The 22,287-nt window shown below is 65.6% G+C and carries 21 protein-coding genes; 11 read left to right on the top strand and 10 right to left on the bottom strand.

The features are described 5' to 3' along the window. Positions 1-1,623 carry a methyl-accepting chemotaxis protein gene (locus A9971_RS32460; protein ID WP_015635271.1) on the top strand — a complete coding sequence of 541 codons (1,623 nt, stop codon included), beginning with the start codon at positions 1-3 and terminating at the stop codon, positions 1,621-1,623. A 117-nt stretch (positions 1,624-1,740) separates the two neighbouring features. Then, on the top strand, positions 1,741-2,937 hold the full coding sequence (locus A9971_RS32455; RefSeq protein WP_015635270.1) for an HD-GYP domain-containing protein: 1,197 nt from the start codon (positions 1,741-1,743) through the stop codon (positions 2,935-2,937). 3 nt (positions 2,938-2,940) lie between these two features. Here the strand turns inward: A9971_RS32455 and bkdR are convergent, their stop codons facing one another. After that, a complete protein-coding gene (gene bkdR, locus A9971_RS32450) occupies positions 2,941-3,429 on the bottom strand; it encodes a Bkd operon transcriptional regulator BkdR (protein WP_011060831.1) in 489 nt (162 codons plus the stop codon). A 196-nt stretch (positions 3,430-3,625) separates the two neighbouring features. On the opposite strand from bkdR, the gene A9971_RS32445 reads away from it, so the two are divergent. The 5 genes from A9971_RS32445 to A9971_RS32425 all read left to right on the top strand — a co-directional run bounded on the left by A9971_RS32445 (position 3,626) and on the right by A9971_RS32425 (position 9,928). Further along, a complete protein-coding gene (locus tag A9971_RS32445; protein WP_065363800.1) occupies positions 3,626-4,861 on the top strand; it encodes a 3-methyl-2-oxobutanoate dehydrogenase (2-methylpropanoyl-transferring) subunit alpha in 1,236 nt (411 codons plus the stop codon). A gap of 1 nt (position 4,862) precedes the next feature. Beyond that, positions 4,863-5,921, top strand: coding sequence for an alpha-ketoacid dehydrogenase subunit beta (locus A9971_RS32440; protein WP_011060829.1), 1,059 nt, complete (start codon positions 4,863-4,865; stop codon positions 5,919-5,921). Then, on the top strand, positions 5,922-7,226 hold the full coding sequence (locus A9971_RS32435) for a dihydrolipoamide acetyltransferase family protein (protein ID WP_053150929.1): 1,305 nt from the start codon (positions 5,922-5,924) through the stop codon (positions 7,224-7,226). 3 nt (positions 7,227-7,229) lie between these two features. Then, positions 7,230-8,621, top strand: a complete 1,392-nt coding sequence (gene lpdA, locus A9971_RS32430; protein WP_183000487.1) for a dihydrolipoyl dehydrogenase — start codon at positions 7,230-7,232, stop codon at positions 8,619-8,621. A gap of 287 nt (positions 8,622-8,908) precedes the next feature. Then, on the top strand, positions 8,909-9,928 hold the full coding sequence (locus A9971_RS32425) for a branched-chain amino acid aminotransferase (RefSeq protein WP_011060826.1): 1,020 nt from the start codon (positions 8,909-8,911) through the stop codon (positions 9,926-9,928). Positions 9,929-10,027: 99 nt separating this feature from the next. Here the strand turns inward: A9971_RS32425 and A9971_RS32420 are convergent, their stop codons facing one another. Genes A9971_RS32420 through A9971_RS32410 form a run of 3 tightly spaced genes read right to left on the bottom strand, consistent with a single transcriptional unit; the run spans position 10,028 to position 12,849 of the window. After that, the gene (locus tag A9971_RS32420) at positions 10,028-10,726 is read right to left on the bottom strand and encodes a hypothetical protein (protein ID WP_065363798.1); all 699 of its coding nucleotides are present in this window, start codon (positions 10,724-10,726) and stop codon (positions 10,028-10,030) included. Between the two features lie 12 nt (positions 10,727-10,738). Further along, positions 10,739-11,632, bottom strand: coding sequence for a TIGR03915 family putative DNA repair protein (locus A9971_RS32415; protein ID WP_183000486.1), 894 nt, complete (start codon positions 11,630-11,632; stop codon positions 10,739-10,741). Further along, positions 11,629-12,849: a putative DNA modification/repair radical SAM protein gene (locus A9971_RS32410; protein ID WP_183000485.1), complete on the bottom strand. Its 1,221-nt coding sequence runs from the start codon at positions 12,847-12,849 to the stop codon at positions 11,629-11,631. The genes A9971_RS32415 and A9971_RS32410 overlap by 4 nt, the downstream gene beginning before the upstream one ends. 179 nt (positions 12,850-13,028) lie before the next feature. Here A9971_RS32410 and A9971_RS32405 point away from each other — a divergent pair, with 179 nt between their 5' ends. Further along, complete coding sequence (locus tag A9971_RS32405) at positions 13,029-13,679, top strand: sel1 repeat family protein (protein ID WP_123430953.1); 651 nt, start codon at positions 13,029-13,031, stop codon at positions 13,677-13,679. 54 nt (positions 13,680-13,733) lie between these two features. On the opposite strand, the gene A9971_RS32400 is transcribed toward A9971_RS32405, so the two are convergent. Beyond that, positions 13,734-14,684 (bottom strand): DMT family transporter, encoded by a 951-nt coding sequence (locus A9971_RS32400; protein WP_011060819.1) that lies wholly within the window; start codon positions 14,682-14,684, stop codon positions 13,734-13,736. A 111-nt stretch (positions 14,685-14,795) separates the two neighbouring features. On the opposite strand from A9971_RS32400, the gene A9971_RS32395 reads away from it, so the two are divergent. Then, positions 14,796-15,593 carry a helix-turn-helix domain-containing protein gene (locus tag A9971_RS32395; RefSeq protein WP_019094321.1) on the top strand — a complete coding sequence of 266 codons (798 nt, stop codon included), beginning with the start codon at positions 14,796-14,798 and terminating at the stop codon, positions 15,591-15,593. A gap of 11 nt (positions 15,594-15,604) precedes the next feature. Here the strand turns inward: A9971_RS32395 and A9971_RS32390 are convergent, their stop codons facing one another. The 5 genes from A9971_RS32390 to A9971_RS32370 all read right to left on the bottom strand — a co-directional run bounded on the left by A9971_RS32390 (position 15,605) and on the right by A9971_RS32370 (position 20,713). Continuing rightward, positions 15,605-16,402: a transglutaminase family protein gene (locus tag A9971_RS32390; protein ID WP_183000484.1), complete on the bottom strand. Its 798-nt coding sequence runs from the start codon at positions 16,400-16,402 to the stop codon at positions 15,605-15,607. Further along, the gene (locus A9971_RS32385; protein ID WP_011060816.1) at positions 16,399-17,349 is read right to left on the bottom strand and encodes an alpha-E domain-containing protein; all 951 of its coding nucleotides are present in this window, start codon (positions 17,347-17,349) and stop codon (positions 16,399-16,401) included. The genes A9971_RS32390 and A9971_RS32385 overlap by 4 nt, the downstream gene beginning before the upstream one ends. A gap of 3 nt (positions 17,350-17,352) precedes the next feature. Beyond that, a complete protein-coding gene (locus A9971_RS32380; protein ID WP_011060815.1) occupies positions 17,353-18,762 on the bottom strand; it encodes a circularly permuted type 2 ATP-grasp protein in 1,410 nt (469 codons plus the stop codon). A gap of 441 nt (positions 18,763-19,203) precedes the next feature. After that, positions 19,204-19,701: an AAA family ATPase gene (locus A9971_RS32375; protein WP_015635256.1), complete on the bottom strand. Its 498-nt coding sequence runs from the start codon at positions 19,699-19,701 to the stop codon at positions 19,204-19,206. Positions 19,702-19,957: 256 nt separating this feature from the next. Further along, positions 19,958-20,713 carry a helix-turn-helix transcriptional regulator gene (locus A9971_RS32370; protein WP_183000483.1) on the bottom strand — a complete coding sequence of 252 codons (756 nt, stop codon included), beginning with the start codon at positions 20,711-20,713 and terminating at the stop codon, positions 19,958-19,960. An 81-nt stretch (positions 20,714-20,794) separates the two neighbouring features. On the opposite strand from A9971_RS32370, the gene A9971_RS32365 reads away from it, so the two are divergent. Both A9971_RS32365 and A9971_RS32360 read left to right on the top strand, forming a co-directional pair. After that, positions 20,795-21,934: a cytochrome P450 gene (locus A9971_RS32365; RefSeq protein WP_183000482.1), complete on the top strand. Its 1,140-nt coding sequence runs from the start codon at positions 20,795-20,797 to the stop codon at positions 21,932-21,934. Continuing rightward, positions 21,931-22,278, top strand: coding sequence for an antibiotic biosynthesis monooxygenase (locus A9971_RS32360; protein ID WP_183000481.1), 348 nt, complete (start codon positions 21,931-21,933; stop codon positions 22,276-22,278). The genes A9971_RS32365 and A9971_RS32360 overlap by 4 nt, the downstream gene beginning before the upstream one ends. Positions 22,279-22,287 lie beyond the last annotated feature (9 nt).

Genomic DNA, 22,287 nt, shown 5'->3' with positions numbered 1-22,287 from the left:
ATGGTGACAAGAAACATGAAACTGACTTCCAGGGCGCTACTGAGTTTCGGCGCTATCTGTGTACTGCTGATTGGTCTGGGAGGGCTGGCACTGTGGAAAATGGGACAGATTCACGACGCGGCACTGGATCTGCAAACCAACTGGCTGCCCAGCGTCAGGCAAGCCACGAAAATCGAATCCGGCACCTTGCGCGTGCGCCTGGAAGCACTGCACTACGCCACTGAGAACGATGCCCAGAAAGCCGCTTCCCTGGACAAGCTGGGCACCCTGAAGGCCAGCCTGGCCCAGGCCATCAAGGATTACGAACCGCTGGTTTCCAGCGCCGAGGAAAAAACCACCTTTGATCAGGTCAAGCGCGGCGCCCAGGACTACCTGGACAAGCTGGCGGTGCTGATCGAGAGCAGCAAGACCAACACTGCGCAACAGACCAGCGACTACATCAACCAGGTCACCGTGCCCCTGGCCAATACACTGCAGTCCGCCATCGAGGCACTGATCGCCATCAACGAAAACGGCGCCGAGCACTCCGCCAACCAGGCAGGCCAACAGTTCGACACCGGCCTGACCCTGACCTCGGTGATCATCGTCCTGGCGATTGTCCTGACGATCCTCATCGCCACCCTGTTCACCCGCAGCATCATCCGCCCGGTGCTGTCGCTGCTGGCCACCACCCAGAAGATCGCCGAGGGCGACTTGCGGGCCCAGGTGGACGTCAGCGGCCAGGACGAGCTGACCGACCTGCAGAAATCCACCCAGGCCATGCTCGACAGCCTGAAATCCACCATCCGCCACATCGCCGATTCGTCCACCCAACTGGCTTCCGCGGCCGAGGAAATGAGCGCCATCACCCGCGAGTCCAACGCCGGCATCCAGCAACAGAGCATGGAGACCGACCAGGCCGCCACCGCGGTCAATGAAATGACCGCTGCGGTGGAGGAAGTGGCACGCAACGCGGTGTCCGCCTCGCAATCCACCCAGGCCTCCGAGCGCTCGGCCGGGCTGGGCAAGGAGCGGGTCGAGCAGACCATCCACTCCATCGAGAAACTCACCGGCACCGTGGAACACACCCGGCTGGAAATGGCCGGCCTGGCCCAGCAGGCCCAGGACATCACCAAGGTCCTGGATGTAATCCGCGCCATTGCCGAGCAGACCAACCTGCTGGCCCTGAACGCCGCGATCGAGGCCGCCCGGGCCGGGGAACAGGGCCGCGGCTTCGCCGTGGTGGCCGATGAAGTGCGGGCCCTGGCCCACCGTACCCAGCTCTCGACCCAGGAGATCGAGCAGATGATCCAGGGCATCCAGAGCGGTTCGAGCAAGGCTATGCTGTCTATGCAGCAAAGCAGCGAGGACGCCAGCCAGACCCTGGCCATCGCCCACGAGGCCGGCGCCGCCATCGGTCATATCACCCAGGCCATCAGCGAAATCAACGAACGCAACCTGATGATCGCCACCGCCTCGGAGGAACAGGCCCAGGTGGCACGCTCGGTGGACCAGAACCTGATGAGCATCCGCGACCTGTCGCTGCAAAGCTCGTCCGCCGCCAGCCAGACTTCCATCGCCAGCAGTGAACTGTCGTCACTGGCGGTCAGTCTGAACAAACTGGTGGCACGCTTCTCCCTCTGACCGGGCGCGACCGGTCAAGCGGTTCAGGATAAGTAACGGCAAGGAGCGTTATCGATCAGCCAGCCCGGGCCGCCTCTTGGCGCCCGGGCCGGTCTGAATCAGGTGGGGGGCTCGACCGTGCTCAAACTCATTTCCGTGCAGCAGTTGCAGATGGGCATGTATATCCACCAGTTCTGCGGTTCGTGGCTGGACCATTCGTTCTGGAAAGCCGGCTTCGTGCTCAATAGCCACGCCGACCTGCAGCGCCTGCGCCAGTCCAATGTCAGCAGCCTGTGGATCGACTCGGACAAGGGCCTGGACCTGCCGGCGAACCCGCAGCCCAGCGCGCCGGCCGCCCAGCCGCCGCTCAAGGGCGAAGCCCCGCTGCGGGTCGAGCGGGCCGAGGAAATCCAGCGTGCGCTGAAGATCTGCGCCCACTCCAAGAAGGCGGTGATGCAGATGTTCCAGGAGGTGCGCATGGGCCAGGCCATCGAGCTGGTCCAGGTGGACGAGCTGGTGCACAACATCTCCAGCTCGCTGCTGCGCCACCCCGACGTGCTGATCAGCCTGGCCCGGCTCAAGACCGCCGACGACTACACCTACATGCACTCGGTGGCGGTCTGCGCGCTGATGGTGGCGGTGGCCCGGCAACTGGAGCTGCCGGTGGAGCAGGTGCACCAGGCCGGAGTCGCCGGGCTGCTGCACGACATCGGCAAGCTGACCATCCCCGACAGCATCCTCAACAAACCGGAAAAACTCTCCGCCGACGAGTTCGAGCGGATCAAGCTGCACCCTGCCGCCGGTGGTGCCATCCTGCGCCAGAACCCGCAGTTGGACGCGCTGGTGCTGGATGTGTGCCTGCACCATCACGAAAAGATCGACGGCAGCGGCTACCCGCACCACCTGGCGGGGGAGCAGATCAGTCTGTTCGCACAGATGGGTGCGGTCTGCGACGTGTATGACGCCGTGACCTCGACCCGCCCCTACAACCGGGGCTGGGACCCGGCCGAAGCCTTGCAGCGCATGTCCGGCTGGACCGGGCATTTCGGCCCGCGGGTGTTGCAGGCCCTGGTCAAGTGCGTGGGCATCTACCCGGTGGGTTCCCTGGTGCGCCTGAACAGCGGCAAGCTGGCGGTGGTCCTGGAGCAGAACAGCGAGTCGCTGCTGCTGCCCAAGGTCAAGGTGTTCTTTTCCACACGCTCGAAGATGCCCCTGCCGCAACGGGTCCTGGACCTTTCACGGCTGCAGGGCGAGGAACACATCGTCGCCCGGGAAGCGCAAGAGGCCTGGGACTTCAAGCAACTGCAACAGCTGTGGAGCGAAGTCCCGGCCTGAACCTCAGGTGCCCAGTGTCAGGCCGTTGGCCGGCAAAGGCAGCGCGGTCTTGTAGCGCACCTGCTTGAGGGCAAAGCTGGAACGGATATTGGCCACCCCGGGGACCTTGGTCAGGAAGTCCATCATGAAGCGTTCCAGGGACTGGATGCTGGGCACCAGCACCCGGATCAGATAGTCCGGATCACCGGCCATCAGGTAGCACTCCATCACCTCCGGGCGGTCGGCGATGGCCTCCTCGAAGTGCTGCAGGGCCTCTTCCACCTGCTTCTCCAGGCTGACGTGGATGAACACATTGACGTGCAGCCCCAACAGGTCGGCATCCAGCAGGGTCACCTGCTCGCGGATCAGCCCCAGCTCCTCCATGGCCTTGACCCGGTTGAAACACGGGGTGGGAGAAAGATTCACCGAGCGGGCGAGGTCAGCGTTGGTGATGCGGGCATTCTCCTGAAGACTGTTGAGAATGCCGATATCGGTACGGTCCAGTTTGCGCATGAGACAAAACAACCTGTTTTTTATGTTTATGCAGATTTTTTATCTGCAAATACCGTCCAGCGCAATGAAACAGAGATAAATATTCTTCTACGCCCGGCCTATGATGTTTGTAGGACAAGATTTCTCTTACCCAGGGAATGACTGTCAGCTAGCGCGCCCAATTACAAGAAATCCACAAGATCGAGCGTAGAAAGCCATGACCCCAGCGTATGCACCGCTACGCCTGCACGTTCCCGAGCCCTCGGGGCGTCCCGGCTGCAAGACCGACTTCACCTACCTGCGTCTGAACGATGCCGGCCTGGCCCGCAAACCTCCTATCGATATCGAACCTGCCGACTGCGCCGACCTGGCCCGTGGCCTGATCCGCGTGCTCGACGATCAGGGCAACGCCCTGGGCGACTGGGCCGCGGACGTGCCTGTGGAGATCCTCCGCCAGGGCATGCGCGCCATGCTCAAGACGCGGATCTTCGACAACCGCATGGTGGTCGCCCAACGGCAGAAGAAGATGTCCTTCTATATGCAGAGCCTGGGCGAGGAAGCCATCGGCAGTGCCCAGGCCCTGGCGTTGAACATCGACGACATGTGCTTCCCCACCTACCGCCAGCAAAGCATCCTGATGGCCCGGGAAGTGCCGCTGGTGGAGATGATCTGCCAACTGCTGTCCAACGAGCGCGATCCGCTCAAGGGGCGCCAGCTGCCGATCATGTACTCGGTGAAGGAATCCGGGTTCTTTACTATCTCCGGCAACCTGGCGACCCAGTTCGTGCAGGGCGTGGGCTGGGGCATGGCCTCGGCGATCAAGGGCGATACCAAGATCGCCTCGGCCTGGATCGGCGACGGCGCCACCGCCGAGTCGGACTTCCACACCGCCCTGACCTTCGCCCACGTGTATCGCGCACCGGTGATCCTCAACGTGGTCAACAACCAGTGGGCGATCTCCACCTTCCAGGCCATCGCCGGCGGTGAAGCCACCACCTTCGCCGGACGCGGCGTGGGCTGCGGCATCGCTTCCCTGCGGGTCGACGGCAACGATTTCATCGCCGTCTACACCGCCTCGCGCTGGGCCGCCGAACGTGCCCGCCGCAACCTTGGCCCGACCCTGATCGAGTGGGTCACCTACCGCGCCGGCCCGCACTCCACCTCCGACGACCCGTCCAAGTACCGCCCGGCCGACGACTGGAGCCACTTCCCCCTGGGCGATCCGATTGCCCGCCTCAAGCAGCACCTGATCAAGATCGGCCAGTGGTCCGAAGAGGAACACGCCGCGGTCAGTGCCGAGCTGGAAGCCCAGGTCATCGCCGCCCAGAAGGAAGCCGAGCAGTACGGCACCCTCGCCGGCGGCCAGATCCCCAGCGCCGCGACCATGTTCGAGGATGTCTACAAGGACATGCCCGAGCACCTGAAACGCCAACGCCAGGAACTGGGGATCTGAAATGAACGATCACAACAACAATATCCAGCTGGACACCGCCATGACCACCACCACCATGACCATGATCCAGGCCCTGCGCTCGGCCATGGATGTGATGCTCGAGCGTGACGACAACGTCGTGGTGTTCGGCCAGGACGTGGGCTACTTCGGCGGCGTGTTCCGCTGCACCGAAGGCCTGCAGGCCAAGTACGGCACCTCGCGGGTGTTCGACGCGCCGATCTCGGAAAGCGGCATCGTCGGCGCGGCCATCGGCATGGGCGCCTACGGCCTGCGCCCGGTGGCGGAAATCCAGTTCGCCGACTACGTCTACCCGGCCTCGGACCAGATCATTTCCGAGGCCGCGCGCCTGCGCTATCGCTCCGCCGGCCAGTTCACCGCGCCCATGACCCTGCGCATGCCTTGCGGCGGCGGGATCTACGGCGGGCAGACCCATAGCCAGAGCATCGAGGCGATGTTTACCCAGGTCTGCGGCCTGCGCACCGTGATGCCGTCCAACCCCTACGACGCCAAGGGCCTGTTGATCGCCTCCATCGAGAACGATGACCCGGTGATCTTCCTCGAACCCAAGCGCCTGTATAACGGCCCCTTCGACGGCCACCACGATCGCCCGGTAACCCCCTGGTCGAAACACCCGGCGGCCCAGGTGCCGGACGGCTACTACAAGGTGCCGCTGGACGTGGCGGCCATCGCCCGCCCGGGCAAGGACGTGACCATCCTCACCTACGGCACCACCGTCTACGTGTCGCAAGTGGCGGCCGAGGAAACCGGCATCGACGCCGAGGTCATCGACCTGCGCAGCCTGTGGCCCCTGGACCTGGACACCATCGTCAAGTCGGTGAAAAAGACCGGCCGTTGCGTGGTGGTGCATGAAGCTACCCGTACCTGCGGTTTCGGCGCCGAACTGGTGTCGCTGGTGCAGGAACACTGCTTCCACCACCTGGAAGCCCCGATCGAGCGCGTCACCGGTTGGGATACGCCGTATCCCCACGCGCAGGAGTGGGCATATTTCCCAGGGCCGTCCCGAGTGGGCGCGGCGCTGCAACGGGTCATGGAGGTCTGAATGGGCACGCACGTAATCAAGATGCCGGACATCGGCGAAGGCATCGCGGAAGTTGAACTGGCGCAGTGGCACGTCAAGGTCGGCGATCAGGTAGTGGAAGATCAGGTTCTGGCAGACGTGATGACCGACAAGGCGATGGTCGACATCCCCTCCCCGGTGCACGGCAAGGTCATCTCCCTGGGCGGCGAGCCCGGTGAAGTGATGGCGGTGGGCAGCATCCTCATCAGCATCGAGGTCGAAGGCGCGGGCAACCTCAAGGAATCCGCCCAGGCAGCCGCACCGGCGGCAAAAGAGCCGGCAGCTATTAATAAGCCCGTGGCCGCCGCGCCAGTGGCCCAAGCCCCCAAAGCGGAAAAACCCGTCGCCAGTCCAGCAGCAGCCTGCCGCCCAGCGCCCCAGGCACCGGTGGCCCGGGAAGCCGACGAGCGTCCGCTGGCCTCGCCGGCGGTGCGCAAGCATGCCCTGGACCTGGGCATCCAGCTGCGCCTGGTGCAAGGCAGCGGCCCGGCCGGGCGCATCCTGCACGAAGACCTGGACGCCTACCTGGCCCAGGACAGCCAGCCGCTCAAGGGTTACTCGGCGCCAGGGGCCGGCTATGCCGAGCGCCATGATGAAGAGCAGATCCAGGTCATTGGCATGCGCCGCAAGATCGCCCAGCGCATGCAGGAGTCCAAGCATCGCGCCGCGCACTTCAGCTATGTCGAGGAAGTGGACGTCACCGCCCTGGAAGAGCTGCGCATCCACCTCAATGAAAAGCACGGCGCCACCCGCGGCAAGCTGACCCTGCTGCCGTTCCTGGTGCGGGCCATGGTAGTGGCCCTGCGCGACTTCCCGCAGATCAACGCCCGCTATGACGACGAAGCCCAGGTCATCACCCGCCACGGCGCGGTGCATGTCGGGGTCGCCACCCAGAGCGACGTCGGCCTGATGGTACCGGTGGTGCGCCACGCCGAAGCCCGCAGCCTGTGGGGCAACGCCGAGGAAATCGCGCGCCTGGCCCAGGCCGCTCGCAGCGGCAAGGCCGCCCGGGATGAACTCTCCGGTTCCACCATCACCCTCACCAGCCTCGGCGCGCTGGGCGGGATCGTCAGCACGCCGGTGCTGAACCTGCCGGAAGTGGCGATTGTCGGGGTCAACCGCATCGTCGAGCGGCCCATGGTGATCAAGGGCCAGATCGTGATCCGCAAGATGATGAACCTCTCCAGCTCCTTCGATCATCGGGTGGTCGACGGCATGGACGCTGCGCAATTCATCCAGGCCATTCGCGGCCTGCTCGAACAACCCGCCACGCTGTTTGTGGAGTAAGACATGCAACAGACTCTCAATACCCAACTGTTGATCATCGGCGGCGGCCCTGGCGGTTATGTGGCGGCCATCCGCGCCGGCCAGCTGGGCATCTCCACCATTCTGGTGGAGGGCCAGTCCCTGGGCGGCACCTGCCTGAACATCGGTTGCATCCCGTCCAAGGCGCTGATCCATGTCGCCGAGCAGTTTCACCAGACCCGCCACCACAGCCAGGGCTCGGCCCTGGGCATCGAAGTGGCGGCGCCAACCCTGAACATCGGCAAGAGCGTGGAATGGAAGGACGGCATCGTCGACCGCCTGACCACCGGGGTCGCCGCGCTGCTGAAGAAAAACAAGGTCCAGGTGATCCAGGGCTGGGCCAGGGTCATCGACGGCAAGACCGTGGAGATCGAAGGCGCCGATACCCGCATCCAGTGCGAGCACCTGCTGCTGGCCACCGGTTCGAAAAGCGTCAACCTGCCGATGCTGCCCACCGGCGGGCCGATCATTTCCTCCACCGAGGCCCTGGCGCCCAAGACCCTGCCCAAGCGCCTGACCGTGGTCGGCGGCGGCTACATCGGCCTGGAACTGGGCATCGCCTACCGCAAGCTCGGGGTCGAGGTCAGCGTGGTGGAGGCCCAGGAACGCATCCTGCCCGCCTACGACGGCGAACTGACCCAGCCGGTGCTGGACTCGGTGAAGCAGTTGGGGATCAAGCTCTACCTCAAGCACAGCGTGCTGGGCTTCGATGCCGCCAGCAGCAGCCTGCAGGTACGCGAACCCAATGGCGACACCCTGAACCTGGCCACCGACCAGGTACTGGTGGCGGTGGGCCGCAAGCCCAACACCCAGGGCTGGAACCTGGAAAGCCTGAACCTGGACATGAACGGCGCGGCCATCAAGATCGACCACCGGTGCCAGACCAGCATGCGCAACGTCTGGGCCATCGGCGACCTGAGCGGTGAGCCGATGCTCGCGCACCGGGCCATGGCCCAGGGCGAGATGGTCGCCGAGCTGATCGCCGGCAAGCACCGGGAATTCAACCCGGCAGCGATCCCCGCGGTGTGCTTCACCGACCCGGAACTGGTGGTGGTGGGCAAGACCCCGGACGAGGCCCGCGCTGCCGGCCTGGATTGCATCGTCAGCAGCTTCCCGTTCGCGGCCAATGGCCGGGCCATGACCCTGGAATCGAAAAGCGGTTTCGTGCGGGTGGTGGCCCGAAGTGACAATTACCTGATTGTCGGCTGGCAGGCAGTGGGAGTCGGAGTCTCCGAGTTGTCCACGGCGTTCGGCCAATCCCTGGAAATGGGCGCGCGCCTGGAAGACATCGGCGGCACCATCCACGCCCACCCGACCCTGGGTGAAGCGGTCCAGGAAGCAGCGCTGCGGGCACTGGGCCACGCCCTGCATCTGTAACCATTCAAGGGGCACACAGGACAGTGCCCAGGTAGGAGCGAGCTTGCTCGCGAAAGGGCTGACGGGGATAGCCAAGCGTTCGCGCCGGGGCCTTCGCGAGCAAGCTCGCTCCTACAGGGGTATGGGGCTGTTAGGGGGGAAGCTTCATAAGCAGGCTAAGTTTTTTTGCGCCCCCTCCCATCGTCCGGGATGCGGCACGCCCCCGGAATGCAGTATTGTTGTGCCCATCCAAAAAAACGTCAGAAGCCTTGAGCCGTTCCGACGGTTGTTAAGCGATAGAGGGTGTCATGGGTAACGAAAGCATCAATTGGGACAAGCTGGGTTTTGACTACATCAAGACAGACAAGCGCTATCTGTCGCACTGGCGTAACGGCGAGTGGGACGCAGGCACCCTGACTGAAGACAATGTGCTGCACATCAGCGAGGGCTCCACCGCCCTGCACTATGGCCAGCAATGTTTCGAAGGCCTCAAGGCCTACCGCTGCAAGGACGGTTCGATCAACCTGTTCCGTCCGGACCAGAACGCCGCACGCATGCAGCGCAGCTGCGCCCGCCTGCTGATGCCGCAGGTCTCCACCGAACAGTTCATCGAAGCCTGCAAGGCCGTGGTCAAGGCTAACGAACGCTTCATCCCGCCCTACGGCACCGGCGGCGCGTTGTACCTGCGCCCGTTCGTGATCGGCGTCGGCGACAACATCGGCGTGCGCACCGCGCCGGAGTTCATCTTCTCGATCTTCGCCATCCCGGTCGGCGCCTACTTCAAGGGCGGCCTGACCCCGCACAACTTCCTGATCTCCAGCTACGACCGCGCGGCGCCTCAGGGCACCGGCGCGGCCAAGGTCGGTGGCAACTACGCCGCCAGCCTGATGCCCGGCGCCCAGGCCAAGAAGGCCAGCTTCGCCGACTGCATCTACCTCGACCCGCTGACCCACAGCAAGATCGAGGAAGTGGGTTCGGCCAACTTCTTCGGCATCACCCATGACGACAAATTCGTCACCCCCAACTCGCCATCGGTTCTGCCGGGCATCACCCGCCTGTCGCTGATCGAGCTGGCCAAGACCCGCCTGGGCCTGGAAGTGGTCGAAGGCGACGTGTTCATCGACAAGCTGGCGGACTTCAAGGAAGCCGGTGCCTGCGGTACTGCCGCGGTGATCACGCCGATCGGCGGCATCGAGTACCAGAACAAGCTGCACGTGTTCTACAGCGAAAAAGAAGTCGGCCCGATCACCCAGAAGCTCTATAAAGAGCTGACCGGTGTGCAGACCGGCGACGTCGAAGCGCCAGCGGGCTGGATCGTCAAGGTCTGATTCCCCCCCCTGCTTCAGCCGAGCCCGCCCCTGCTTGCCAGGGGCGGGCTTTTTCATGCCTGGAGCCTGCAGAATGCCAGCCGAAGGCGGGGCTCCCCCTCAGAGGCTGATACCGAACAACATCAGCACCTGTTGCGTTCCATCCACCACCAGCAGCGCGGCCTGGGATGCCATCAAGGTGTAGAAAAAGCTCGCGATCAACACGCAGAGCTCGAACCAGACGAACATCGGCCAGTTGCTGGCGCGCAGCGGCCGCTCCTGCATGAGTTGCCTCACGCCGTTGCGTGGCAGGTGATAGACGATCTCGAACACCTTGGTCTCGCGAAAATTCTTGAACACTGCATACATCACGGCAAAGCCGGTGACAGCCGCCATCCACCAGAAACCGACCAGTTCCACCCCGCTCTGCCCCTGGGACTGGAGGCTGGCGCTCTGTTGAAAAAAATGCATGCCCACCGCTGAAACCAAAGGCATCACGACCCCGAAGTAGACCACCAGCCCCAGGCTGGCCATGGCCACACCGCTGGCAAAGACACTGATGCGGATCACCCAGGCGAGAAACCCGGGGGAAAACTTCGAATAGGCCCTCTGGGTCTCGATCACCAGCAAGGGGATCAGCATGGTCAGCACTCCAACCGCGATGTCCACGACCTTGAACCCGGTCTTGGGCAGCAGCAGCGCCGCCAGGAAGGTCACGCCGCGGCTGCCCACCCGCCACATCATCTTCGCGTCGTCAGTCACTCCCTTCGACCAGAATTCCTCGGTAATGCCCTTGCCGTCATCCACGCCGTCATCCATTGGCTGCCTGCCTCATTGTTCAAAGCCGCCCATTGTCAGGGAAGGCCCTGGGGCCTGCCCAGCGCTATCGCCGCGCGGCTGGCCGATCCGCTTGCCTGGCCGTGCTGCCACCTGGCTGGCCTGCCCGTCGCGCTGCTTGCCGTGGCGAGCCTGGTTGATCAGTGCCGGAATCAGCGGCCCCTCCGGCAGGTGCTTCCAGAAGCGCGCCGGCAAATGCCCCTGCATCACCCGGGGGTTGAGCCGCGCCGGATTGAAGATATGGCTGTAGTAGGCCAGCCACAGCTCGCCCCCGGGGTCTTCACCGGCCTGGGCCAGTTGCCGCCAGGCGCTGGGGCAGCGCCTGTGGTGGTGCAGTTGCGTACCGTCGAAATACACCCCGTTCCGGGGCGTGGCGATCATCCAGCGGTGGCGCCCCATGCGCCCGATGAAATGCCGGCTGGCCTGGGCCAGGATGTCGTGGGCCGGCTCGTGCCAGGCCACGTATTCAGGCTGCTCGGCCAGCTGTGAGCGGCCCGCGGGCAAGCTGACGAAGCGCACGAAGGCATGCAGGTGATGGGCCTCGCGGTCGACTTGCTTGATTCGCCGCTGCAACTCGCTGCCCAGTTGATCGCCGCTGAGCATGGCCGTGCGGTCGCCATGGCTGACCCGCCACAGCACCTCGTACAACAGGCTCCAGCGCTGCTCGCCGCGATAGCAGGCGGCCCGTTCCAGCAGCTCCAGCAGGGCCAGGGGAATCCGCGCACGAAACGGACCGGGCTGCTCAGGGCAAGCCTCATCGCTGGCGAACAGATCGGCCTCCTGCGTCCCGGACCAACTGACCCGGCTCGGGTCGATGGAATGGCTGAGCAGCCAGCGCGCCTGCTGGCGCCAGGTGTCGAACAGGTCGTCACAGTCCAGGCTGATCATCCCCAAAGCCCCATCTGCTGCGGTTGCGGGCGTTCCCGCAGTTGCTGGTAGAGCAGCGCGCTGCTGGTCTCCGCCTGCTGCGGGTGATAGTCGCTGGTGATAAAGAACGGCCTGGCCTTGCTCAGCACACAGCGCATGCGCGCCAGGTCCTCGTAGCGGATACGCCGCTCGCGGCGCAGTTCCACCAGGCGCTGGGTAGTGCGCAGGCCGATCCCCGGAATGCGCGAGATCAGCGCCGGTTCGGCACGGTTCAGGTCCAGGGGAAACACGCTGCGGTTGTCCAGGGCCCAGGCCAGCTTGGGGTCCATGTCCAGGGCCAGGTGCCCCGGCCCCTGGAACAGTTCGTTGGCGCTGAAGCCATAGCCGCGCATCAGGAAGTCGGCCTGGTACAGGCGGTGCTCGCGCATCAGCGGTGGCGCGGCCAGGGGTACGCTTTTCGGGCTGTTGGGAATCGGGCTGAAGGCCGAGTAATAGACCCGACGCAGGCGGAAGTTGCCGTACAGCGCCTCGGCGCTGTGGAGGATGGTGCTGTCGTCGGTGTCATCGGCGCCGACGATCATCTGGGTGCTCTGCCCGGCCGGGGCGAAGCGCGGCGCCCGGGGCTCGTTGAGCACCGTCTGCTCGCCGGTATAGATGGTGCCCATGGCCTGCTTGATCGAACCCAGGTGCTTTTCCGGGGCCAGGGCCTTGAGGCCCTGGTCGGTGGGCAGCTCGACGTTGACGCTGAGGCGGTCGGCGTAGCGCCCGGCCTGCTCGATCAGCAACGGGTCGGCGTCGGGGATGGTCTTGAGGTGGATGTAGCCACGGAACTCGTGCTCTTCGCGCAGCAGCCTGGCCACCTGCACCAGTTGCTCCATGGTGTAGTCCGCCGAGCGGATGATCCCCGAGCTGAGGAACAGCCCGCTGACGCAATTGCGCCGGTAGAAATCCAGGGTCAGGCGCACGACTTCCTCGGGGCTGAAGCGTGCCCGGGGTACGTCGCTGGAACGGCGATTGACGCAGTACTGGCAGTCGTAGAGGCAGAAATTGGTCAGCAGCACCTTGAGCAGCGAGACGCAGCGCCCGTCCGGCGTATAGCTGTGGCAGATGCCCATGCCATTGCTCGAACCCAGCCCGCTCTTGCCTTCGGAACTGCGCTTGGGCGCGCCGCTGCTGGCGCAGGAAGCGTCGTACTTGGCGGCGTCGGCGAGGATGCTCAGCTTGTCGATCAGTTGCATGGTCGGGCCCGGATACTGTTTTTATATACAGTACAGAGTAAAACCCCGGGACCACAAGAGAGCTGCCGGGGGCAAATTGAAAAAAAACGTCTCGCCACCCCGTCGGCGGCCTGGAGCTATTGGCGAAAATCCTTAAGATACCCCCCCGCGCCCACGCCCCCTGGAAAGGACTCTGCCCCATGCATCGCCTCTACCGTTTCTGCCTGTTCGGCATGGCCTTGCTGTCGAGCATTGCCGCCAGCGCCGCGCCCACCGACCAGGAACTGATCGCTGCCCTGTACGCCAAAGTCCAGGCCCGGCAGGACTGGCAGGCCCAGGCCAGGCAATGCCCCGGCGACAACATGCCGGCCAGGGCCGCGATACGGGCCACGCAGGCCAACCGCTGCGAAATCCCGGAGCAGCTGGGGGCCTGCCTGCAGCGCTGCGAGACCGGCGACGGCAACGATTGCTACTGGCTGGCAACCACCCTGCAACAGGCCAAAGGGCCGGCCGAAGGCTATGAACCGCTGTACCAGCGCGCTTGCAGCCTGGGCCTGGTCTCCGGCTGCACCAACCGCGCCGCCGGCATGCTCACGGCCGACGCCGACAGCCAGGGCACCCGGCACTGTGCAGTGCAGACCTTCAACAAGGCCTGTGAGCTGGATGACCCCTGGGCCTGCACCATGTACGGCTTCCACCTGAGCCGGGGCATAGGCGTAGCGCCCGACGCCGATCTGGCGCTGAAGGTGCTGGATAAATCCTGCAAGCACGGCCCCGCCGACCCTGCCTGCAGCGGTGCCCGCCAGTTGCAGGAAGACATTCGCAACGCCCTTGAGGCGGCGAAACGCTGAATCGTCCCGGGAACGGTTTCGCTGGCAGGAGCCGACTTGCCAGCGCCCGGGCTTTCAAGAACTGCGCGGCGCCACCGGGCTTTCGCGATTGCGCTTGAAACGCTGGCGCAGCCACTCGTAGCCGCTGACCATGACAATCCCCGCCAGCACCAGCAACGCGCCGAAAATGAAGTTCGGCTCCAGCGGCTCATGCAGCAGCCAGACCCCGAAACCGATGCCGAACAGCGGGGTCATGAACGACAGCACGCCCAACCGCGAGGCCGGGTAGCGGCGCAGCAGGGTGAACCAGATCAGGAAGCTGGCGAACGACACCACCAACACCTGGAAGCCCAGGCTGGCGACCACCAACGGAGTGAAATGGATGCTGGTCTGATCGGTCAGCAGCGCCGCCAGCCCGAGCCAGACAAAGGCCCCCAGCAGTTGATACTGCAGGGTACGGGTGGTGGGGCTGGAGGCTAGCCGCGAACAGCGCACCACCACGGTGGTCGCGCCCCAGGCGACCCCGCCCAGCACCCCGAGAAAATCCCCCAGCAGCACATGGCTGCCACCGCCGTGCCCGGCCGCGGCGGGGCCGCTAAAGGCCACGACTATGCCGCCAAAGGCCACACCGATACCCAGCCACTGCGCGGGTTTCAACCGCTCGGCCGGCATCAGCCAGTGCAGCCCCAGGGCGGCGAAGATCGGCGCGGTATAGAGAAAGATCGCCATGTGCGAGGCCGTGGTGTAGCGCAGCCCTTCACCCACCAGCAGAAACTCCAGGGCGAACAGCCCGCCCACCAGCAGGCCCGGGCGCCAATGGCCGTCGCCCAGCCCCAGGCGCTCGCCGCGCCAGCACATCAGCAGCCCCACCAGCAGCGCCGCGCCGCCGGAGCGCAGGGCAATCTGCAGCACCGGGGCGATGTCCGATGCAGTGGCCTTGAGTGCCACCTGCTGCAGGCCCCAGATCGCGCACAGGCCGACCATCAGGCTGCAGGCGGTGGCATCCAGGGGTTGGCGAGTGGCCATGGCAGATCCTTCATCGAGAAAAAGTGATGAAGGATTGTCCGCCTGACAGTTTTCCTAGATATAGTTTTAATCCGCCAGCCCATAGCACTTATCCGCCAACCGGTGCCCGCCGTGAACAAAGCCGCGCAACAGTTGCACCTGCCACCTTTCAGCGAAGCCCTGCCGGCGCCGATCTTCTTTCGCGCGGCCAACCTGCCGGCCCACGCCACCTACCCGCGCCACCGCCATCCGTGGGGCGAGTTCGTCTATGCCTACAGCGGGGTGATGGAAATCGAGCTGGGCGACCACCATTACCTGGCGCCGCCGCAGTACGGCATCTGGCTGCCGCCGAATGTCGAGCACATGGGCTTCAACCGCCACGAAGCCTGCCACTGCTCGCTGTACCTGGCGCCCGAGCTGTGCACCGCCCTGCCCGCCCGGCACTGCGCCCTGAGCCTCAGCCCGCTGGTCCTGGCGCTCCTGGACGACTTGCGCCAGGCGCCACCGGGCCTGCCCCAGAGCGACGAGCAACAGCGCCTGTTGCAGGTGCTGGTGGACAAGCTGGGGCATGCCTCCTGCGCCGGCAGCTACCTGCCCTCTTCCGACGACCCGCTGCTGGGCCCGGTGCTGCGCACCCTCAAGGCCAACCCAGGCGACCCGCGCTCGCTGCCGCAACTGGCCCATGCCGCCAACACCAGCGAACGCACGCTGATGCGGCGCAGCCAGCGCGAGCTGGGCATGTCACTGGTGGAATGGCGCCAGCGCCTGAAGGTGGTGCAGGCCCTGGCCCTGCTGGAACAGGGACGGACCGTGGAAAGCATCGGCCTGGACCTGGGCTACAGCAGCGCCTCGGCCTTTATCAGCATGTTCCGGCGGATGATGGGCACCACCCCGGATGAATACCGCCGCCAAGCCATGGGCCGCGACTGAGCCCGGCGCGCCTATTGATGCTGGACCTGCATCATGGAACTGACCTGCACCTGAGCGTGCATCTGCTCCGCCCCGCCACCGCGACGCATGCCGCGTACCGGGCAGGCGTCCAGATAATCCAGGCCCACCGCCAGTTTCAGGTGGCGCTCGGGGCGGTCCAGGCGGTTGGTCACATCGAAGCTGTACCAGCCGTCATCCAGCCAGGCTTCGGCCCAGGCATGGCTGGCCAGGTGGCTCTGGTCCTCGGTGCACAGGTAGCCGGACACGTAGCGCGCCGGTATGCCCAGGCTGCGGGCGCAGGCCAGGAACGCATGGGTGTGGTCCTGGCAGACGCCGGCACCGCCGGCAAAGGCTTGCGCGCCGGTGCTGCCGACCCCGGTGGAGCCAGGGCTGTAGGGCATGTGCTCGGCCAGGGCCTGCATCAGCTCGATCAGCGCGGCGCGATCGCGGCGCTCGCCACAATGCTGTCGGGCAAAGTCGCTCAGGGCCGGGTCGGCCTTGCTCAGGTGGCTGCTGCGCAGGAACGGCAGCGGCGACTGGCTGTCGCCCTCCACTTCGCGCAGCGGGTCGATCTGCACTTCGCCGAAAGCGCTGAGGACGATCGCGCCGTGGGGCTCGTCCAGGGTCATGACGTGGAGGATGTTGCCGTAGGGATCGCGCTGGGCACGCACCCGCCGCGGCAGCTCCAGGTGCCATTGGAGGATCTGCTGGCGCAGGCTGTTCTGGGGCGTCAGGCGCAGAAACTGGATGCTGGTGCAGACTTCATCGGTGTAGCTGTAGGTCGTGTCGTGACGAATGGACAGTTTCATACCACCTCCAGATAGGACTCGTGCACGGTTTGCCCCAGGTGGCGGATCTGAGCGATGCAGTCGGTCAGCCACTGGTGCAGCCCGGAGTCGAGAATCTCGTTGATCCCGGTGTAGCGCAGCCGCGCATTCAGCTCGGCGGCCAGGCGCTGTGCCGGGCGGCCGTTGTCCCCCGGCAGGGCGGCGAGGATCTGGTCCAGCTCCTCGACGCAGGCGTGCAGCGAGCGCGGCACATCGGCGCGCAGCAGCAGCATTTCGGACACCTGCTCGGCCCCCGGGGCGTTGCGGTAGATCTCGTTGAACGCCTCGAAGGAGGACAAGGCGCGAAGCAAGGCGCTCCACTGGTAGTAGCCACGGGCCGAGTCGTCGCTGACCTCTTCGGACTCCTCGCCGAACATTTCATAGCGCGCATCCAGCAGGCGCAGGGTGTTGTCGGCGCGTTCGATAAAGGTCCCCAGGCGGATGAAGCGATAGGCATCGTTGCGCATGATGGTGCCGGCGGTAGCGCCGCGGAACAGGTGCGAACGCTCCTTGACCCACTCGCAGAACTGGCTGATGCCGTAGCGCCCCAGGCCGTTGCGGGCGATGTTGCGCATCTCCAGCCAGGTGGCGTTGATGTTTTCCCACATGTCGGCGGTGATCCGCCCGCGCACCGCGTGGGCGTTGCTGCGTGCCGCGCGCAGGCAGCAGTAGATGCTGCCCGGGTTGCTCTCGTCGAGGGCGAAGAAATGCAGCATGCGCTCGCTGTTGAGTTCGCCGTGGCGCTGGTGGTAATCGTCCAGGGTGCCGGCGGCCAGCAGCGACATGGCCAGTTCGGCCTGGCCGTCGCCGCGCCCGGCCTGGGGCATCAGCGACAGCGAGTAACTGACTTCGAGCATGCGTGCCAGGTTCTCGGCACGCTCCAGGTAGCGGGACATCCAGTACAGATCGGCTGCGGTTCTTGAAAGCATGGTTCAGTCCTCCACCACCCAGGTGTCTTTGGTGCCGCCGCCCTGGGACGAGTTGACCACCAGCGAGCCCTCGCGCAACGCGACCCGGGTCAGGCCGCCGGGTACCAGGCGGGTTTCCCGGCCCGAAAGCACGAACGGCCGCAGGTCGATATGCCGCGGCGCGATGCCGCTTTCGACAAAGGTCGGGCAGGTGGACAGCGACAGGGTCGGCTGGGCGATATAGGCCTCGGGCCGGGCCTTGATCCGCACGCGGAATTCCTCGATCTGCGCCGCCGTGGCCGCCGGCCCCACCAGCATGCCGTAGCCGCCGGAACCCTGGGTTTCCTTGACCACCAACTGCGCCAGGTTGGCCAGCACGTGGGACAGTTCGGCGGGCTTGCGGCACTGCCAGGTGGGCACGTTCTTGAGGATCGGCTCCTCGCTCAGGTAGAAGCGGATCATCTCGTCCACATAGGGGTAGATCGACTTGTCGTCGGCCACCCCGGTGCCCACGGCATTGGCCAGCACCACGTTGCCGCAGCGGTAGGCGGCGATCAGCCCGGGCACCCCGAGCATGGAATCGGGGTTGAACGACAGCGGGTCCAGGTAGGCGTCATCCAGGCGTCGGTAGATCACGTCCACCGCCTGGGCACCGGCGGTGGTGCGCATGTACACCCGGTCGTCACGCACGAACAGGTCGGCGCCTTCCACCAGTTCCACGCCCATCTCCCGGGCCAGGAACGCATGTTCGAAATAGGCACTGTTGAAGCGCCCCGGGGTCAGCACCACCACGGTCGGGTTATCCAGGGGGCTGGAGCTTTTCAGGGTGTCCAGCAGCAGGTTCGGGTAATGGTCGATGGGCGCGATGCGCTGGGCGGCGAACAGCTCGGGGAACAGGCGCATCATCATCTTGCGGTCTTCGAGCATGTAGCTGACACCGCTGGGGGTGCGCAGGTTATCTTCGAGCACGTAGTAGCTGCCGTCGCCGTCGCGCACCAGGTCGACCCCGGCGATATGGGCATAGATGCCGCGGTGCAGGTCCAGGCCCTGCATCGCCACCTGGTAGCCCTCGTTGGCCAGCACCTGTTCGGCGGGGATGATGCCTTCCTTGAGAATCCGCTGGCCGTGATAGAGGTCGGCGAGGAACAGGTTCAGCGCCTGCACCCGCTGGATGCAGCCGCGCTCCACGGTGCGCCATTCGCTGGCCTTGATGCTGCGGGGAATGATGTCGAAGGGAATCAGGCGCTCGGTGCCCTGCTCGTCACCGTACAGGGTGAAGGTGATACCGGCGCGGTGGAACAGCAGGTCGGCTTCGCGCCGGCGCTGGTCCAAAAGTTCCAGAGGAGTGTCCGCCAGCCAGCGGGCAAACCCCTGGTAGTGAGGCCGGCAGACGCCATCGGCAGCATACATTTCATCAAAGAAAGCGCGGGACATAGCCAACTCCTTGCCGTGACGTGAACGGCTTTTTATTTGAACCCTGTGTGTGCGTGACCCGGCTTCGAGCGTGAGGGGCACAGCCCCCCTGAAAGAGTGATAGCAATCGCTATGCCGCAAATGCACGGTGCGCCGCCCCGGAGGTGGCCCGTGGCAAAAATGACCGCTTAGCGACAAATAGATTCAAAAAAGAGACACAAAGAAAGCTGGAGAACACCCAGCAGCAAAGCCCCAGCAGCGTAGCCGGCGCCGCTCGTGGCTCTGCGCGAACAGAATCGGTGCACAAAGCCCCCGCGCTGAATGTTTTGCCCCGTTATCGGGAGTTTTCCGGCCAATGCCGCCCCACAGCGCGGCCTCGAGGCGCCATCGCGGGGCCCTGAGCACTGACCATCAGCGCACCATCAAGGTTCAAAGACTTGGCGCCGCTGCTCCCGGCCAACCTCAGGCGCCCTGCAGGCACGCCAGAATCAGGGCCAGCGCCTGCTGCGGTGAGAGCTGCGCGGTATCCAGGCGTAGAGGCGAGCTCGCCCAGGGCTGATAGTCATGCTCGAGCACCGATTGCCAACTGGGCGGGCGCAGGCCCGGCACGTCCAACTGGCGGGTCTCGACCCGGCGCCGATGCTCCGCAAGATCGGAGCACACCACCTCGATCTCCAGCAGCCTCACCCCCTGCCTGCTGGCCAGGTCCTGCCAGGCCTGGCGGCTTTCCTGCACCGGATTGACGCAGTCGGCCAGTACCCGGTTGCCCAGGGCCAGGTTGGCCTCGGCCAGTTGCAGGGCAATCTGGTAGCCGGCCTTGCCCACCTGCGCCAGGCCAGCGTCACGCAGGCCCTGTTCGATGCTGTCGATGCGCAGGTAGGTGGCCGCCAGGTGTGGCGCCAGGGTACGGGCGATGGTGGTCTTGCCGGTGCCCGGCAAGCCGCTGAAAACGATGAGCATGCAAGGCCCTGCCAACGTTGAAGGACGCACAGCTTTACCACTATTGCCACACGCGTCCAGCCCCGGGCTTGAGGACGGGCCTGCCATTAGCCCTGAGCCGGCCCCCGCACTTCGATCAGCCTCTGACGCTCTAGCGGTGCCACCACCTATCCAGCACCAGCTTCATCTGGGCCAGAGTCAGGGACGCCCAACCACTGCCCGACATGCCCCGTTCGCCAACAAGTGGCCCAGGCCCTGGAACAGAAGCTTGCAGACGTCAGCCGCCGAGGCGTTGCAATTCAATGACGGCCGAGGACGACAGCGGCCGGGCCGGCTGGATCAGGGCCATGCCAAAGCGCTTGCTGATGTAGCGACCGCCGGTGCCGGTCAGGCTCAGGGCACGGCTGTCCAGGTCCTGGATCAGCCATTTGCGCTCCAGCAAGGCCTGCAACAGCGCCGCCCCCAGGGCGCCCCCCAGGTGCGGACGGCGCATGCTCCAGTCCAGGCACGGGCAGGCGAAGCGTCGACGCAAGGCCTTGAGCCCGGCCACCTCGATCCCCAGGCTGCGGAAAAATTCTTCGCCGCTGTCGCTGACCCGGTAGGCCTCGCCCTCCCCGGCCGCCAGCAGCCAGCCGGCCTCGAACATCCGGTCGTGCAGCTTCACCCCCAGGGTGCCCGCCAGGTGGTCGTAGCAGGTGCGGGCGAACTGCAGGCGGTCCGGGGTGCGCGGGGTGAAGCGGGGCGCGCGGCCCTGGCCAATCACCATCAGCGCCTCAAGGGCCTGGGCCACCAGCGGGTCGCCGAGGCAGTAGTAACGGTGCCGGCCCTGGACCTGCACCCGCAATAGCCCCGCCTCCTTGAGCTTGGCCAGATGGGCGCTGGCGGTGGAGGTGCTGACCTCGGCAATCGCCGCCAGCTCGGTGCTGGTGCGTGCGTGACCGTCCATCAGCGCACAGAGCATGCGGGTGCGCGCCGGCTCGGCGATGGCCGCCGCCACTTGGGATACCCCGACGTCGTTCTGCACTACATTCATATTTCGCTCCCTGACGAATCGTGTCTTCGAAAGGGTCAGGATAGTAGCAGCCTGGATATCTGCCGAACAAAGAGATAAATCATGGACGCGATCAGCGCTGCTACTCACTCAGACCCGTACTTCTACTACACCCGCCTCCGCGCCCGGGGCGGCCTGACCTACGATTGCGCCCTCAGGCTATGGGTCGCCAGCAGCGCCGCGGCGGTGGCAGCGGTGCTCGACCACCCGGCCTGCCAGGTGCGTCCCAGTACCGAGCCGGTACCCCAGGCCATTGCCGGAAGGCCGGCCGGGCAGTTGTTCGGCCGCCTGATGCGGATGAACGATGGCCCGCGCCAGCGTTGCCCGCGTGCGGCCATCGAACCGGCCTTGCAGGGCCTCTGTACCGCCGGGCTGGAGACCCATCTGGCCCGGTGGCAACCGGCCCTTGTGGCTCCGGCCTGCGCTGGCGACCTGCAACGCTGGCAGTTCGTACTGCCGGTGGCGCTGCTGGCCAGCCTGCTTGGCGTCCCCGCCGGACAGTGCGAAACACTCGCCCGGCGCACCGGGGAATTCGTCGCCTGCTTCTCGCCCCTGAGCGATCAACCCCGATTGCAGGCCGCCGACCGGGCAGCACTGGAGCTGGACGCGCAAATGCAGGCCCTGGTGCAGGCCCCGCAACACAGCCCGCTGCTGCGGCAGATTCTCGACCGCAGTGGTGAGCTTGCTCCAGCGGACCTGCGGGCCAATCTGGCGGGCTTGCTGGCGCAGACCCATGACGCCTGCGCCGGCCTGGTCGGCAACAGCCTGGTCGCCCTGCTGGCTGCACCGGCCATGCGGCAGCGCCTGCGCCAGGAACCGGGCCTGCTGGGCGACTGGCTGCTGGAGCGCCAGCGCCTGGACCCGCCGGTGCAGAACACCCGGCGCTTCGTCACCGCGCCCTGCACCGTGCACGGCGTGGAACTGCAAGCCGGCGAAACCATTCTGGTGCTGCTGGCCGCGGCCAACCAGGACCCGGCGCTAGCCGCCATTACCGGCAGCAACCCGGCGCATCAGGGCTTCAGCTTCGGCGCCGGAACCCACCGCTGCCCGGGCCGGGAGCTGGCCTTGGGCATAGTCCAATGCCTGTTGCACGCCCTGCTGCAGGGCCCCGGCCTGGATGCACTGGCCCTGGACTGGCAGTACCAGGCCTCGGTCAACGGCCGTATTCCGCTGTTCAGCGACCGCGGGGAGGCCGAACAATGATCGCGGTGATCTTCGAAGTGCTGCCAGCTTCGGGCCAACGCGACGCCTACCTGGAGCTGGCGGCCGGGCTGAAAAACCAGCTGGAGGAGATCGACGGTTTCATCTCCATCGAACGCTTCCAGAACCTGGCCCAGCCGGAAAAACTGCTGTCCCTGTCGTTCTGGCGTGACGAGCAGGCCGTGGCCCAGTGGCGCAACCTGGAATGCCACCGCCAGGCGCAGGCCCGGGGCCGCGGTGAGGTATTTGCCGACTACCGGCTGCGGGTGGCGACGGTGCTGCGCGACTATGGACTGCAAGAGCGTTGCCAGGCCCCTGCGGACAGCCGCCGGTTGCATGGCCGCTGAAACCGTCGG

It is taken from the genome of Pseudomonas sp. UME65, from assembly GCF_014170225.1.
GTDB lineage: Bacteria > Pseudomonadota > Gammaproteobacteria > Pseudomonadales > Pseudomonadaceae > Aquipseudomonas > Aquipseudomonas protegens.
The sequence above is the reverse complement of the archived record's forward strand: the minus strand, read 5'-3'. Positions and strand labels throughout refer to the sequence as shown.